Genomic DNA, 16,097 nt, shown 5'->3' on the forward strand with positions numbered 1-16,097 from the left:
CTGTAATGTCGTCTTCTCAGACGTCAGTTTTGTGGAAAAGCAGATAGCCGCAAAATTTTTGCGGCTGGCGATTATACATTAAATTGTAGATTGTTAGGTAGAAAAATCTCCCAAAACTACACCTTAAATCGGCACACTAGACCATCAAGATGAACCGCGGACGATTTAAGAGAATCACTCGAAGATTCGATACTTGCGCAAGCCTGCGCGGTTAACTCGGTACTATCACTGATATTAACTACGTGAACATTGATTTCGTTAATCACGGCAGATTGTTCTTCTGTAGCTGTCGCGACCTGAGTGTTGAGATCGGATATATGCTGAACATTCTCGACGATTTCTTCCAATACGGTGTTAGTGCGCTGAGCGGCTTCTACGCCCATTATCGCCTGCTCCCGGCTCGTATGCACAGAATCAACCGCTACCTTGGCACCATCTTGTAGCTCAGTAATCATTTCATGGATTTCATCGGTCGATTCGCTAGTCCTCTGAGCCAGATTTCGAACCTCATCTGCCACAACGGCAAATCCTCTACCCTGCTCACCTGCCCTTGCAGCTTCAATTGCCGCATTTAATGCCAATAAGTTAGTCTGCTCCGAAATACCACGAATGACATCCAACACTCCGCTGATGGCGTCACTCTTTTCGGCAAGAGTTTCAATATTGTTTGATACCGTCTCCATCTCTTCTGCCATCTTGTTAATGGTGTCGGTAGACTCATTCACAACATGTTGCGCATCAAGTGCTTTAGAAGAAGCTTCGTTGGTCGCTTGAGCTGCTACACCTGCGTTATTGGCTATCTCTGCGATGGTGCTCCCCATTTCATTGATCGCAACAGAAACCTGATGAGCTTCATCACGTTGTTTGTCTGACGCTACTTTAGACGCCTGAGCATCTCGGTACACATCTTCCGAAGAGTTTTTCACTTCTTTTGATGTACTCGTTACATCAACAACGACCGTTTGGATATTCCCGACAAAGGTGTTAAACCCTTTGGCTAATGCAGAGATTTCTATGGCTTCTTCTTCAGAAACCCGACTTGTCAGATCACCTTCACCTGCACCTAGATCAGTAAATGTGTTCGCCATCTTCTTAATCGGCTTAGTAAGGTTATCCGACAAATAGTAACTAATAATTAAGAATGCAACAGAAACGACGATGAATATCATTATCATAGAAAGCTTAGCATCTTCTATATCTGCATATAGTTCAGCTTTAGGTACCTCTGCTACTACGTACCATCCAAGGCTATCGATATAACTTGTTGAAATAACAAGTTCCTCAGTGGTCGCGAAAGCAAAATCCTTCTGTGATATCAGTTGATTAACATTGATGCCTTCGTATATGTCAGCCAGCGTTAAAGATTCATTATAATCATCTCGCTGATGCACTTTAACCAACCCTTCTGAATCAACAAGGTAGACAAAACCGCTCTCCTCAATTTGAAAGCTATTAAGATAATTCACCATTTCCTTAAACGACTTCGATACACCAGAGACTCCGCGACCGTTGGCTTGCTGGTAGTTAACAAATATATCGACTTTATCTGAAGTCGTACTTCTGTATACGCTTGCTGACTCTGTATTACCACTAGACTTAAATGCAAAAAACCATTTATCCCTATCTGGAGTCAGAACCCTTAAAAAACCTTCTTGATTCCAATACTTATGCGACTCTTTATCTGCAAATGATGCATTGCTAAAACCATTATCTTTTGCAATTTGATCCAGATAATCAACCACCAGTTTCTCTATATCTTTTCCTGCACCACCTTCTAACCATTTGATAAAAAGAGTGTTCTCCGCTAATGCTCTTGTCACCACCTTCATCTGTTGGATTTCGCTATTCACTGAGTTACGAACACTTTGAACCAGGTTCGGCAACTCTGAGCGCTCGAGTCGACCCAATAGGTGACTCTTAGCATTACTTTGGCCGACATAAGCGATGATGCTGGAGGAAACCAATACCGCAAAGAGCATTGCCATCATGATACGGTTTTTTATGGATATGGAGTTCATTGTATTGTTTATCCTTTCCTTGCACTAACCTGTATAACTGCCATATGCGTGGAACACATTATGTGTTTGAGAAACTCAAACTAAGCAGGCATGTTGTTTTTTAAGCGTATTTTCGAGCGGGTATAGTTCAAGACTAGGAGAGGTTATTGGATAACACAATGTGGGATGTTTGTATAAGATATGAAGAGAAGTACCAGCATTTGCTGGTACTTAATATGGTTTATTCAAACGGGGCCGGGTCGCCTGCTCCTAGTCGTGCAACCACAGGGTCATCGTCACTAAAGTCAATGACTGTTGTAGGCTGTTCACCTAAGTAACCACCATTCATAATCAGATCTACAGCATGTTCCAGCTTGTCGCGAATATCTTCTGGATCAGCTTCTGCAACGTCATTCCCTGGAAGGATGAGCGTAGTAGACATCAGTGGTTCACCAAGCGCTTCAAGCAAATCCAGCGCAATCTTGTTGTCCGGAACTCGAATACCAATAGTCTTTTTCTTCGCGTTCATCAAACGTCTTGGTACTTCCTTTGTTCCTTTAAAGATAAAGGTGTAAGGGCCAGGAGTATTGTTCTTTAACAGACGAAACGCACCGTTATCCACTCTTGCATATAAAGAGAGTTCTGAAAGGTCACGGCAAAGCAATGTGAAGTTGTGCTTGTCGTCCAACTTACGGATGCGGCAGATACGATCCAGTGCCTGTTTGTTCTCAAGCTGGCAACCTAACGCGTACCCCGAATCCGTCGGGTACACAACAACACCGCCATTTCTGATAATTGCGACGGCCTGGTTAATTAACCGGGCCTGCGGATTTTCGGGGTGTAGATAAAAAAATTGGCTCATTGGGACTCCTCAGTGTCAGAATGCCCGTTATGGTCTTGTGTCATTATAGAAGAGGGTAAGTCCCACATTTCCCATACCGGTTCAACGCCCGAAGGTAACCAGAGGTTTCTTCCCAGCTCCATCCACGGAGAAGGATAATGAAAATCTGAACCTTGAGAGGCTAATAGTTTGTATTGTATAGCATAATCTGCAAGATTGCGCCTTTCTTGTTGACCTTGTTGAGGCTGCGCAACCTCCATCGCGTCTCCCCCGGCTTCAACAAAAGCCGCGATGAGTCTCTTAAGCCACTTGGCTGTCAGCTTGTAACTGCCAGGGTGCGCAAGTACAGCAGTGCCTCCAGCCGAGTGAATAACATCAACCGCTTCTTTAATCGAACACCAGTTTGGTGGTACATAGCCTGGGTTATTGCGCGTCAGAAACTTCTTAAATACTTGCTGCTTATTCTTAGCATAGCCATTGGCTATCAACCAGTCAGCAAAATGTGCCCGCGTTACCGGAGCGTCTCCTGCGAGTGCCCGCACCTCCTGAAGCACTCCCTCGCGAGTCGACTTTTCTAACCGCTCAGCAATTGTCTGAGAACGCACTTCACGTCGTTTTTTCTGTTGTTCAATCAAGTCATTCAAAGCCAACGATTCAGTATCAACATTCAGCCCGACGATATGGATATCTTTATTCTGCCAGAGAGTCGAAAACTCAATACCATCAATAAGTTGAATCTCTAGTTGGTTCTCTTCGATATAACGATGAGCTTCGTTTAAACCATCGACAGTATCGTGGTCAGTGATAGCAAGAACCTGAATATTAAACTCACAAGCCCGTTCAATTAGCGCTTGAGGTGCAAACTTCCCATCAGAAGCCGTCGTATGACTATGTAAATCTATTTTCATTTAATGCTTGACTTTAATCTTTCGTACTAGTTAACTAGTACTCGTTTTATTACTAAGAATTAGACGAACCATGTTACAAGACTTTCACAAAAATACGAACCGTTCTCAATCTTCTGTTTCTCCTATGAATGCAGAAATGGGTTGGTGGCGTATCTGGTGGAATCCGGAGGTGGGTTAACGTCTATAATTCAAGAAAGAATTTACGTATAGCCCGCAATTTATCGCGGGCTTTTTTATGTTGCCGAATAAAAATACCAGTTTGCCGAGTTAACCGTCCAAAATTGCAGCAAATATAGATTATTCCTAATTGGGTAGCGCTTCATATTATGCGACCATGACGGTAGCAAAACAGAGAATATATACAGGAGGTCTTATGAATAAGGCCATTGAAATCAAAAAGACAGGTCAGTTGGATATACTTCGAAAGGAAGTATCGTATACACAAGATCCCACACGCCTTTTTCAGGTATTGTGCGCTGAGAAAACGAACAGCCTTTTACTTGAATCAGCCGATATTGATTCTAAAGAAGATCTAAAAAGTATGCTGCTCATTGATGCGGCAATACGAATTGTTTGTCGTGGTCACGATGTAGAACTAGAAGCACTAACAAAAAATGGTGAACACGCGCTAAAAAGAATAGAAAGTCACGTTTCTGAGAATATTAAGACTTCTAGCGAACAGGCCAAACTAAAAATCCACTTTACACAGCCAGACATCAATCTTGATGAAGATAGCCGCCTTCGAGAAGCATCCTCATTTGATGCGCTCAGATTGATCCAGCATAGTTTTGATATTCAAGGCAAAGACAAGTTTGCACTGTTTATGGGTGGATTGTTCGCCTATGATCTGGTTGCTAACTTTGAGCCTCTTGGCGATGCGAAAGCATCCAACCAATGCCCCGACTATGTGTTCTATCTGGCTGAGACATTGATGGTCATCGACCATCAGACCCAGAGCTGTACCGTCCAGGCTTCCGTATTTGATGGTAATGAAGAAACTAAAGCGACTCTTCTGGAAAGACTTGCTGAAATAGATAAGTTAAGCCATCAGCCAGCACCACTAAAAGACACGGTAAAGCTCAATGAGTTTGAAGCAGTGCCTAGCGTTTCTGATGAAGATTTCTGCCAGACTGTCCGAGATCTTAAAGAGTACGTAGTAAAAGGCGATATCTTTCAGGTTGTCCCATCACGTCGGTTTACCTTACCTTGTCCATCTCCACTTTCCGCCTATCAGGAGTTGAAGCAGAGTAATCCAAGTCCATATATGTTCTACATGCATGATGAGTTGTTCACTCTGTTTGGCGCGTCTCCTGAGAGCGCTCTGAAATACGAAAAAGACAGCAACCAGATTGAGATTTACCCAATCGCAGGAACGCGTCGTCGCGGTAAAAACCCGGATGGCAGCATTAACCTTGATCTGGATGGCCGAATGGAGCTTGAACTTCGTAGTGATATGAAGGAGAACGCAGAGCACATGATGCTTGTGGACCTTGCTCGCAACGATGTCGCTCGTATCTCAGAAGCGGGTAGCCGTCATATTGCTGATTTATTAAAGGTTGATCGTTACAGTCACGTAATGCATCTGGTATCTCGTGTGGTTGGTCAACTACGTAATGACTTAGACGCTCTGCATGCCTATCAGGCATGCATGAACATGGGAACACTTACTGGCGCCCCCAAAATTCGCGCGATGCAGCTTATCCGGGATGTTGAACAAGCTCGTCGAGGAAGCTATGGCGGAGCCGTAGGCTACTACACTGGCGAAGGTGATCTGGATACCTGTATTGTTATTCGTTCAGCGTATGTTGAAGAAGGTGTTGCTCAAGTACAAGCGGGGGCGGGCGTCGTCTACGATTCCGACCCGCAATCTGAAGCCGATGAAACACGTGGAAAAGCTCAAGCGGTCATCTCCGCGATAATCAAAGCGCACAAGGGGTAATAAAATGGCAGATATTGTATTTGTAGATAACTTCGATTCATTTACTTACAACCTTGTTGACCAGTTTCGTTCATTAGGCCACGAAGTTACTATTTATAGAAATCACATCTCAGCAGAAGTGATCGCCGAAGCGGTAAGTAAATTAGAAAAGCCTGTTGTGGTTCTATCTCCTGGTCCGGGCGCGCCATCAGAAGCAGGCTGCATGCCTGAGCTCATCAAGCGCCTCAAAGGTAAAGTACCTATGATAGGAATTTGCCTTGGACATCAGGCCATTGTTGAAGCTTATGGCGGTAAAGTCGCTGGAGCGGGAGAAATCATTCACGGAAAAGTGTCAATGATGGAACACCAAGGTCATACGGTTTATCAAAACCTTCCATCACCGCTTGCTATCGCAAGGTACCACTCTCTGGTTGCCACAGAGGTATCAGAAAGTTTGGAAGTGACGGCTGAAGTAAATGGACTGGTAATGTCGGTGGTTAACGACCATGATAAAGTTGTGGGCTTTCAATTCCACCCAGAATCAATTATGACTACCTATGGAGCAACTTTACTGTCAAACAGTATTGAGTGGGCTATATCCAAAGATCGACAAAAACTTAAAGGGGAAAACAAAATGCAAGAGATCGTCAACAAATTATATGACCTGCAGCCTCTAACCAGAGATGAAAGTCAGCAGATCTTTGACAAAATAATAAAAGGCGAAATGGATCCAGCGATGCTAGCATCAGTTCTCACTGCATTAAAAATCAAAGGTGAGACACCAGAAGAGATAGCTGGTGCAGCAACTGCTCTATTGGAAAATGCAAACCCATTCCCTCGCCCGGATTACGATTTTGCTGACATCGTCGGCACTGGTGGTGATGGTGCAAACACCATCAATATCTCTACAACCGCTGCATTTGTTGCTGCCGCTTGTGGTGTAAAAATTGCGAAGCATGGTAACAAAAGCGTTTCAAGTAAATCGGGTTCTTCTGATCTGCTAGACTCCTTTGGCATTAACTTATCTATGACTCCGGCAGAAACCCGAAGTGCAGTGGACGATCTTGGTGTTGGCTTCCTGTTCGCTCAGCAATATCACTGGGGTGTTCGTCATGCAATGCCAGTACGTCAGGGCATGAAGACCAGAACCATCTTTAATATTCTTGGCCCATTGATTAACCCCGCTCGTCCAAACATCGAACTTATGGGTGTATACGATGCTTCACTGGTGCGTCCGATCGCTGAAACCATGTCTAAAATGGGACTAAAACGAGCTGCCGTTGTTTTTGGTAGTGGACTTGATGAAGTCGCTATTCACGGTGAAACCCAAGTTGCTGAAATCATTGAAGGAGAGATAACTGAATACACTTTGACTCCTGAAGATTTTGGAGTAAATACCCACCCGCTTGAATCGATCAAAGGTGGCAACCCGCAGGAAAACAAAGCCATTATTACTGATATTCTGACTGGGAGAGGTACCGAAGCACAGGTATCGGCAATCGCTGTGAACGTAGCGCTACTTCTTCGGTTGTTTGGAAACGAAGATTTAAAGGCCAACACGCAAAAAGCGATTGAAGTTATCAACTCAGGTAAAGCGTATGAGTTGGTACAGAAGCTGGCTGACAGAGGTTAGTATCAAATGTCGGAACATATCACATCACAAAACAGAGAGATGGCTCAGGTACTGGCAAAAATCGTTGCAGATAAACGTATCTGGGTTGAGGAACGAAAAGCGACTCAGCCGTTAGATTCGTTTAAGTCTGAACTTAAATCATCAGACAGAAGCTTTTATGAGGCGCTTTCTGGTGACCAGACGGCATTTATCCTTGAATGCAAAAAAGCATCACCTTCTAAAGGCTTGATTCGTGATGACTTCGATCTGGAGTACATTGCTTCGGTCTACAACAATCACGCGAGCGCAATTTCGGTACTGACAGACGAAAAGTATTTTCAGGGTAGTTTCAAGTTCCTTCCAAAGGTGAGAAGTATTGCTGAGCAGCCTGTTCTGTGTAAAGACTTTATGGTCGACACCTATCAGGTTTATCTGGCTCGTCATTACAGTGCAGATGCTATTTTGCTGATGCTCTCAGTACTCAACGATGATGAGTATCAGGAACTGGCTGATGTAGCTCACTCTCTGGGACTTGGTATTCTTACTGAAGTCAGCAACGAAGAGGAGCTTGAAAGAGCCATCAAGCTAAAGGCAAAAGTGGTTGGCATTAACAACCGTAACCTGCGCGATCTTTCCATAGACCTGAACAGAACCAAAGAGCTGGCACCGAAACTGCCCGACGGCACTATCGTTATCTCTGAGTCTGGCATTTACAATAATCAGCAAGTGCGGGATCTGGCAAATCATGCGGATGGTTTCCTAATTGGTAGCTCTCTGATGGCAGAAGAGAACCTGGAGTTAGCGGTAAGAAGCGTGCTTCTGGGTGACAACAAAGTTTGCGGACTCACCCACGCTGATGATGCAGCTACTGTGTATAAAGCTGGTGCTGTGTTTGGCGGGTTAATCTTTGCAGAAAAATCCAAACGTAAAGTTGATTTGGAGACTTCAAGGCTAACAATGAGTGGGGCACCTCTCAAGTATGTCGGTGTATTCCAAAATCAAAGTGAAGAGTTCGTTCTTGATACTGCAGAGAAGCTTGGACTATCAGCCATTCAGTTACACGGTAACGAAAATCAAGCCTACGTAGATGAGATTCGTGCAAAACTTCCTGGCGCTTGTCAGATCTGGAAAGCATATGGTGTGACAGACTCTATGCCTGAACTTTTAAACAACAATGTCGATCGTCACTTGCTTGATAGTAAAGTGGGTGAACAATCTGGTGGAACAGGCAAGACTTTCGACTGGTCTTTAGTCAATACCACGCAATCCATTATGCTGGCTGGAGGCCTAAATCCAGACAATATAAAGCAGGCAGTAGCGCTTGGCTGTATGGGGCTGGATCTTAACTCGGGCGTAGAATCTGCGCCGGGGAAAAAAGATGCCCAGTTAGTACAAAAAGCATTTGAAAAAATCAGAAAATTTTAATCGGGAATTGTCATGGCTAAATTAGACGCTTACTTTGGCGAATACGGTGGTCAGTTTGTACCACAAATATTGGTCCCTGCTCTGGAACAGTTAGAACAGGAATTTATCAAAGCTCAGGATGATCCTGAGTTTCACTCTGAATTTATGACTCTTCTGCAAGAGTATGCTGGCCGCCCTACGGCTTTAACACTTTGCCGTAACCTGACTAAAGGCACAAAAACAAAGATTTACCTGAAACGTGAAGATCTCCTGCATGGAGGTGCACACAAAACCAATCAGGTACTTGGTCAGGCATTACTTGCAAAGCGTATGGGCAAGCACGAAATTATCGCTGAAACAGGCGCTGGGCAACACGGTGTTGCAACGGCACTCGCATGCGCACTTCTTGGGTTAAAATGTCGTGTCTATATGGGCGCAAAGGACGCTGAGCGCCAAAGTCCTAATGTGTTCCGTATGAAACTAATGGGGGCTGAGGTTATTCCTGTGCACTCCGGATCTGCGACACTTAAAGATGCATGTAACGAAGCTCTTCGTGACTGGTCTGGTTCTTACGAGACAGCGCACTATCTACTAGGAACAGCTGCAGGCCCTCACCCATTCCCGACCATTGTTCGCGAGTTCCAGCGTATGATTGGCGAAGAGACAAAGCACCAGATTTTGGCACGTGAAGGCCGCCTTCCTGATGCTGTCATCGCTTGTGTTGGTGGTGGTTCAAACGCAATCGGTATGTTTGCTGATTTTATCGAAGAAGAGAATGTGAAGCTAATTGGTGTAGAACCTGCAGGTAAGGGGATCGATACTGACATGCACGGTGCACCTCTAAAGCACGGTAAAACCGGGATTTTCTTTGGCATGAAAGCCCCTCTAATGCAAGATGAACATGGTCAGGTCGAAGAATCTTACTCTGTTTCTGCAGGTCTGGACTTCCCTTCAGTTGGTCCTCAGCATGCTTATCTAAACGCTACTGGCAGAGCCGAATACGACTCAGTCACGGATGATGAAGCTTTGGAAGCATTCCAACAACTTGCTAAGAGCGAAGGTATTATTCCTGCGCTAGAGTCATCTCACGCTCTCGCTCATGCTGTGAAGATGGCCTATGAAGATCCTGAGAAAGAGCAACTGCTTGTTGTTAACCTATCAGGCCGTGGTGATAAAGATATCTTCACCGTACACAAACTACTTGATGAAAAAGGAGCGCTGTAATGGATCGCTATCAATCATTGTTCCAGCGTCTTGCTGATAAAAATCAGGGGGCTTTCGTTCCTTTCGTCACTGTAGGTGATCCAAACCCTGAGCTTTCTCTAAAAATCATGGAAACGCTTGTAGAGTCAGGGGCTGATGCCCTTGAGCTAGGCATCCCGTTTTCTGATCCTCTGGCAGATGGCCCAACTATTCAAGGGGCTAACATTCGCGCCCTGGACTCAGGTACCACGCCTGCCATCTGTTTCGAGCAGATTACCAAGGTAAGAGCCAAATATCCGGAACTTCCAATTGGTCTTCTGATGTATGCAAACCTGGTCTATTCTCGAGGAGTGGATAATTTCTACCAAAGCTGTGCTGAAGCTGGCATTGATTCGGTACTGATTGCAGACGTACCAACCAACGAATCTTCAGAGTTCAAACGCGCGGCTGACAAGTATGGCGTTAAAGCGATCTTTATTGCTCCGCCTACTGCTTCAGATGAAACCTTAAAAGAAGTCGCTCATTTGGGAGGTGGATATACTTATCTGCTTTCCCGGGCAGGTGTAACTGGAGCTGAAACTAAAGCTAACATGCCAGTGACGAACATGCTTGAACGCCTTAACCAGTATGATGCACCACCTGCCCTGCTTGGCTTTGGTATCTCTCAGCCAGAACAGGTGAAAGAAGCGATTGAAGCTGGTGCTGCCGGTGCTATTTCCGGTTCTGCCGTGGTGAAGATTATTGAGTCTAATTTGGATAACCCAGAAGCAATGCTCTCTGCGCTTGCTCAGTTTGTCTCCTCGATGAAGTCTGCGACAGACAAGTAGTCGATAATATAGTCAAAATGGCCGCTTTGCGGCCATTTTAGTATCTGAGTCTATCTTTCCGGTTTTGAATTCCCGACAAATTGGTTAGACTGTCCGCTATTAAATCACAAGATGCCATATTGAAATGAAACAACTTATTGATTTTATTCCTCTGATTATCTTCTTCGCTCTATTTAAAATGTACGACATCTATGTCGCAACAGGAGCGTTAATCGTTGCCACGGCTATTCAAATCGGTCTTACTTACTTTCTATATAAGAAACTTGAGAAGATGCAGGTTATCACCTTCGTTATGGTTGCAGTGTTCGGTGGTATGACCATCTTTTTCCATGATGACAATTTCATTAAGTGGAAAGTTACCATTGTTTACGGATTGTTTGCAGGAGCGCTGGTTGTTAGTCAACTAATGGGTAAACCAATTATCAAAGGCATGCTTGGTAAAGAAATCTCTCTACCAGATACTGCCTGGAGTAAAATTAACTGGGCATGGACACTTTTCTTTGTGGTTTGTGCACTATTAAACATTTATGTTGCATTTTATCTGCCTCTGGAAGTTTGGGTGAACTTCAAGGTGTTCGGACTTCTTGCCGCAACCTTCACGTTTACTTTGATAACAGGTGTCTATATCTATAAACACCTGCCGAAAGAAGACTCCGAAAAATAAGATACAGTAATAAGAAAGAAGACGTACAAAGATGGAAGCAGTAAAACCTATCAACCCAAAAGGGATGCAAATTATACGTACTCTGGCGATGCCGGCAGATACAAACGCAAATGGTGATATATTTGGTGGCTGGATAATGTCACAACTCGATTTAGCCGGGGGCATATTGGCTAAAGAGATCTCAGGAGGCCGAATTGTTACCGTATCTGTATCCAGTATCACATTTAAAAAACCTGTACGTGTCGGTGACGTAGTTTGCTGTTATGGTGAGTGCACAAAAATTGGCAGAACCTCCATGTCTATCGATCTTGAGGTATGGGTAAAGCCGGTCAACGAAAAGGGTGTAATGGACAGATATCAAGTTTGTGAAGCAACCTTTAATTACGTTGCAATAGACGCTGATGGAAAACCTCGCCCAGTGAAAAAAGAGAGTAAATAAAAGGATTAATCTATGTGGTACGTCATTTTCTCCCAAGATGTAGAAAACTCATTGGAAAAACGTATGGGTGTTCGTGAAAAACACCTGGAAAGATTAAAAGCACTTCAGGCAGAAGGTCGCTTGTTGACTGCTGGCCCTATGCCTGCAATTGACTCAGATAACCCAGGAGAAGCAGGTTTTACAGGCTCTACTGTCATTGCTGAGTTCAACTCACTAGAAGATGCAAAAACATGGGCTGATGCCGATCCGTACATCGAAGCAGGTGTATACGAAAAAGTCATTGTTAAGCCATTTAAGAAAGTATTTTAAAATGACTTCAAAAGTTATAAAAATCATCTCGTTAGTAGTACTAAGTACAGGTTTGTTCGCATGTTCTTCCACAAGAGAGCAAGATGCGAAGATAGAAGCAATTGCCTCTCATCGAGCGCAAATACTGTCAGCAGGTTTACCTATTGAGCATGGACCACTTACCGTTATGCAAGCCAAAGCAGACGGAAAAGTCATAAATATGCTGATGATTTATAACTCTTCGAATGGCCAGCTGCCTGAAGGACTGTTAGACAAGAGTACTAAGTACTACTGCTCCAACAATGAGATTAAAACCAATCTGGAACAAGGTATCTCTTACAAGATCACGATCAAGAACTCTAGAGGTCAGACGCTCGTTGAGCATCCGGTATCTCAGGCATCCTGTGAGTAATACAAAGCGCATGGTCATGAAAAAGAGCACTTTTTAGTGCTCTTTTTAGTTTTTGGTGAAATAATTTATTGATAAGTCAGGTCTATAATCAAAATACGCCAAATCGAAAGGATGCTAATGAAAAAACTTATTCTATCAATGATGCTTCTTGCACCATGGTTTTCTGCAAATGCCGAACAAAGTTGGAAAGAGATCGAAGATAAAGCCAAAAATCAAACTGTCTATTTTCATGCCTGGGGAGGAAGTCAGGAGATTAACTCTTACCTCAACTGGACAGGAAAACAGCTCAAGAAACGCTACGGGGTAAACTTTAAGCACGTTAAAGTCACTGATATTGCAAAAACCACATCCCTGTTATTGGCGGAAAAAACTGCTGGGAAGAACAGTGATGGCAGCGTCGATATGGTTTGGATCAATGGTGAAAATTTCAAATCGATGAAAAGTAACGAACTTCTATTTGGTCCATTTGTTGAACAACTGCCAAACTGGGAGTTGGTTGATAAATCACTGCCTGTCGACTCTGACTTTGCAGAACCAACAGAAGGTCTGGAAGCACCATGGGGTGTTGGACAACTGGTATTTATCCACGACACGGAACAACTTAACAACCCACCCGCTTCATTTGCTGAAATGTTAAGTTATGCCAAAGCTTATCCAAACAGAATCAGCTACCCGAAACCACCTGAGTTTCACGGCACGAGTTTTCTCAAAGCACTGTTGATTGAGCTAACGAATAACGATCCTTCTTTAGCCAAAGCGGTTGATAATAAATCATTTGATATCATCACACAGCCTCTGTGGGAGTATTTGGACGAGTTTCATAAATACACATGGCGTCAAGGCGAACAATTTCCAGCCACTGCATCTGAAATGGTACAGCTTTTAGATGATCGCCAATTAGATCTGGCCGTTACATTCAACCCGAACTCTGTATTTTCAGCTCAGGCTAGCGGTAAACTCGCACCTTCGACAAAAGCTTATGCAATGGATAACGGTGCCCTTTCCAACATTCATTTCCTGGCTATTCCATGGAATGCAAGTGCTAAAGAAGGGGCTATGGTAGCGATCAACTTTTTGTTAAGCGCTGAAGCTCAATCTCGCAAAGGTGACTTGAATATCTGGGGTGACCCGTCTGTTCTTTCCAATCAATATCTGGAAGGCAGTGCGAAAAACACCACTCTATTTAAGTCACAAGCCGAACCTCATCCAAGCTGGCAAGGTGCGCTGGAAGAAGCGTGGCTTCAGCGCTATGGTAACTAATACATGAGGCAACTGAGCATGGACCCAGATTTGATATGCTAAGAGCTTTATACCTGTTACTGATATTGATATGTGTAGTCCCGACCATTCCAGGATTGGTCGGGGTGTTCGCATCTGCCTTTAGCTATATTCCACCTTTAAAACTGTACAGCGTCAATCTAAGCGGATTTACTCAGGTTTGGGCCTGGAGTGGAGTATGGAAATCTATAGGATTAACAATTGTAACTGCACTGGTTAGCCTTGTTCTCACTATCGTTATCACCTTTTCAATATTGAGTAGCGCATGGGGACAAAGCCTTTGGAGTAAGGTCGAAGCCTCGCTGTCACCAATGCTCGCTATTCCTCATGTAGCGTTTACTATTGGACTGGCTTTTTTACTCTCCCCTACAGGCGTAATTGCTAGGCTGGTTGAGCCAGTGCTGGGAAATGATATCTTCGGTTGGTTTGTGCGTGACCCTTTTGGTATTGGGTTAATTCTTGCGCTCACCCTAAAGGAAATCCCGTTTTTGCTCCTGATGAGCATCCCAACGTTAAAGCAACTTCGTGTAGATGAGAGCAGAAAAGTCGCATACAGCCTGGGATACGATTCCAGTGCATTCTGGTGGAAGTGTGTTTTTCCTCAATGGTTAGAAAAGATCCGCTTCCCTGTTATAGCAATTATCGCATTTAGTGCGTCCGTAGTAGACGTAAGCCTAATTATTGGCCCGACAAATCCTCCAACCTTCTCGGTATTGGTTTTTCAGTGGTTCAGCGAGCCGGACCTCTCATTGATGCCAAGGGCTGCTGCCGGAGCGTTACTGCTGTTCATTATATGCACGGCATTGATTCTGATCGTTCGGGCTATTGAGTGGCTATTGCTCAAAAAAATCAGAGACTGGCAATTTAGTGGCCGTAGAACGATATCGTTACCGGGAAAGAGTCTTTATCTGACTGTAGGGGGATTGTTTATTGCGACACTGTTAACTACGCTAGTTTGGTCAATCGCGAAACGGTGGCGTTTCCCAGATCTTGTACCATCAAGCACGAGTCTACAGTTTTGGGGCACTGAGCTGCCTGGTATCACACCGATTATTACTGAAAGTTTGAATATCGCGTTTGTATCCGCGACTGTTGCTTTGGTCCTCGCTTTGATTGCCCACGAATATCGGATTAAATACCGCCTCGCGATACCCTCCTATGTGATTGCAATACCGATGCTTGTACCTCAATTGTCACTTTTATTCGGTATGCAGGTAACGACCTTATACATCAGTTCGGATTATTACTATCTATGGGTTGTATGGTCCCATGTATTCTTTGCCTTCCCTTATATTTATTTGTCTTTGGATGGACCATGGCGAAGCTTCAACCCAGCGTACATGCATACAGCAAGTAGCTTAGGTAAGTCTCCAATTAATGCCTGGTTGAAGGTAAAACTCCCACAATTATACTCTGCTGTATTATACGCTTGGGCAATCGGGACTAGTGTCAGCCTTGCGCAATACTTGCCAACGCTGATGCTTGGTAATGGCCGAATTTCTACCCTCACTACTGAGGCGGTAGCGCTTGCCAGCGGATACGACCGAAGAGTGACAGCAATATATGCGATATGGCAAACCCTGGTGCCATTTATCATCTTTGCTGCAGTCGTACTAATCAATCGCCAGAATGGTGTAAAAATAAAAACAAAAGGAATCATCATTAATCATGAGCCTATCTCTAAAGAACCTCACCGTCTCTAAGATAAAAGGCGAGCCGCTGTTTTCTCCGGTAACACTCAATATCGCTCCAGGTGAAGTAGTCACTTTAATGGGCCCCAGCGGTTGTGGAAAATCTACGTTACTAAGTGCGATTGCTGGTCATTTAGCCACTGAATTTGACTATCAGGGAGATATTTACCTCGAAGACACTCGAATTAATGACACTCCAGCTTATAAGAGAAAGATAGGTATTTTGTTTCAAGAAGACCTGCTTTTTCCACATTTGAGAGTATGGGAAAACCTCGCATTTGCCCTGCCCGATTCGGTTCAGACGGAAGAAAGAAAACAGCGTGCATTATCCGCGTTAGCTAAGGTTGATTTAACTTTAATCGCGGATTCTTTTCCAGATCAAATATCAGGTGGACAGCGAGCAAGGGTAAGTTTGCTTCGCATGCTGATGGCAGAACCAAAAGTAGCGCTGCTAGATGAACCTTTCAGTAAGCTTGATAAAGAGTTAAGGCAAAACTTCCGATTTTGGGTTTTTGAACAACTGAAACAAGCCAACATTCCAACACTCATGGTAACGCATGATATAGAAGACACACCAGAAAATAGTCGTACCATCACCTGGCCGTGGGAATAAAG

15 protein-coding genes and 1 other annotated feature are annotated in these 16,097 nt (G+C 44.1%); of the genes, 12 read left to right on the plus strand and 3 right to left on the minus strand.

Annotation, left to right across the window (positions count from 1 at the left end):
- Positions 1–116: 116 nt before the first annotated feature.
- The 3 genes from SNR28_RS19375 to SNR28_RS19385 all read right to left on the minus strand — a co-directional run bounded on the left by SNR28_RS19375 (position 117) and on the right by SNR28_RS19385 (position 3,746).
- A complete protein-coding gene (locus tag SNR28_RS19375) occupies positions 117–2,018 on the minus strand; it encodes a methyl-accepting chemotaxis protein (protein WP_375750196.1) in 1,902 nt (633 codons plus the stop codon).
- A gap of 220 nt (positions 2,019–2,238) precedes the next feature.
- Positions 2,239–2,859 carry an L-threonylcarbamoyladenylate synthase gene (locus SNR28_RS19380; protein ID WP_375750198.1) on the minus strand — a complete coding sequence of 207 codons (621 nt, stop codon included), beginning with the start codon at positions 2,857–2,859 and terminating at the stop codon, positions 2,239–2,241.
- Positions 2,856–3,746 (minus strand): PHP domain-containing protein, encoded by an 891-nt coding sequence (locus SNR28_RS19385; RefSeq protein ID WP_375750200.1) that lies wholly within the window; start codon positions 3,744–3,746, stop codon positions 2,856–2,858. Before SNR28_RS19385 ends, SNR28_RS19380 begins: the two co-directional genes overlap by 4 nt.
- Positions 3,747–3,882: 136 nt before the next feature.
- Positions 3,883–3,983, plus strand: a sequence feature (Trp leader region).
- 136 nt (positions 3,984–4,119) lie between these two features.
- Between SNR28_RS19385 and SNR28_RS19390 the strand changes: the two genes are divergently transcribed.
- The 12 genes from SNR28_RS19390 to SNR28_RS19445 all read left to right on the plus strand — a co-directional run bounded on the left by SNR28_RS19390 (position 4,120) and on the right by SNR28_RS19445 (position 16,095).
- Complete coding sequence (locus tag SNR28_RS19390; RefSeq protein WP_375750201.1) at positions 4,120–5,685, plus strand: anthranilate synthase component 1; 1,566 nt, start codon at positions 4,120–4,122, stop codon at positions 5,683–5,685.
- 4 nt (positions 5,686–5,689) lie between these two features.
- Positions 5,690–7,297 carry a bifunctional anthranilate synthase glutamate amidotransferase component TrpG/anthranilate phosphoribosyltransferase TrpD gene (trpD, locus tag SNR28_RS19395; protein WP_375750203.1) on the plus strand — a complete coding sequence of 536 codons (1,608 nt, stop codon included), beginning with the start codon at positions 5,690–5,692 and terminating at the stop codon, positions 7,295–7,297.
- 6 nt (positions 7,298–7,303) lie between these two features.
- Positions 7,304–8,701, plus strand: coding sequence for a bifunctional indole-3-glycerol-phosphate synthase TrpC/phosphoribosylanthranilate isomerase TrpF (gene trpCF, locus SNR28_RS19400; RefSeq protein ID WP_375750205.1), 1,398 nt, complete (start codon positions 7,304–7,306; stop codon positions 8,699–8,701).
- 12 nt (positions 8,702–8,713) lie between these two features.
- Complete coding sequence (gene trpB / locus SNR28_RS19405; protein WP_375750207.1) at positions 8,714–9,904, plus strand: tryptophan synthase subunit beta; 1,191 nt, start codon at positions 8,714–8,716, stop codon at positions 9,902–9,904.
- Positions 9,904–10,710, plus strand: a complete 807-nt coding sequence (gene trpA / locus SNR28_RS19410; RefSeq protein ID WP_375750209.1) for a tryptophan synthase subunit alpha — start codon at positions 9,904–9,906, stop codon at positions 10,708–10,710. The genes trpB and trpA overlap by 1 nt, the downstream gene beginning before the upstream one ends.
- Positions 10,711–10,834: 124 nt before the next feature.
- Positions 10,835–11,374 carry a septation protein A gene (locus SNR28_RS19415; protein WP_375750211.1) on the plus strand — a complete coding sequence of 180 codons (540 nt, stop codon included), beginning with the start codon at positions 10,835–10,837 and terminating at the stop codon, positions 11,372–11,374.
- Between the two features lie 31 nt (positions 11,375–11,405).
- The gene (gene yciA / locus SNR28_RS19420) at positions 11,406–11,813 is read left to right on the plus strand and encodes an acyl-CoA thioester hydrolase YciA (protein ID WP_375750213.1); all 408 of its coding nucleotides are present in this window, start codon (positions 11,406–11,408) and stop codon (positions 11,811–11,813) included.
- A gap of 12 nt (positions 11,814–11,825) precedes the next feature.
- Entirely contained in the window at positions 11,826–12,122 is a 297-nt protein-coding gene (locus tag SNR28_RS19425; RefSeq protein WP_375750215.1) for a YciI family protein, read from the plus strand.
- A 1-nt stretch (position 12,123) separates the two neighbouring features.
- On the plus strand, positions 12,124–12,513 hold the full coding sequence (gene gspS2, locus SNR28_RS19430; RefSeq protein ID WP_375750217.1) for a type II secretion system pilot lipoprotein GspS-beta: 390 nt from the start codon (positions 12,124–12,126) through the stop codon (positions 12,511–12,513).
- A 117-nt stretch (positions 12,514–12,630) separates the two neighbouring features.
- A complete protein-coding gene (locus tag SNR28_RS19435) occupies positions 12,631–13,773 on the plus strand; it encodes an ABC transporter substrate-binding protein (protein ID WP_375750218.1) in 1,143 nt (380 codons plus the stop codon).
- Between the two features lie 35 nt (positions 13,774–13,808).
- Positions 13,809–15,494 carry an ABC transporter permease gene (locus SNR28_RS19440; protein WP_375750220.1) on the plus strand — a complete coding sequence of 562 codons (1,686 nt, stop codon included), beginning with the start codon at positions 13,809–13,811 and terminating at the stop codon, positions 15,492–15,494.
- Positions 15,460–16,095 carry an ATP-binding cassette domain-containing protein gene (locus SNR28_RS19445; protein WP_375750222.1) on the plus strand — a complete coding sequence of 212 codons (636 nt, stop codon included), beginning with the start codon at positions 15,460–15,462 and terminating at the stop codon, positions 16,093–16,095. Before SNR28_RS19440 ends, SNR28_RS19445 begins: the two co-directional genes overlap by 35 nt.
- The last annotated feature ends 2 nt before the right edge of the window (positions 16,096–16,097 follow it).

Source organism: Vibrio iocasae, from assembly GCF_042245395.1.
Taxonomy (GTDB): domain Bacteria; phylum Pseudomonadota; class Gammaproteobacteria; order Enterobacterales; family Vibrionaceae; genus Vibrio; species Vibrio iocasae.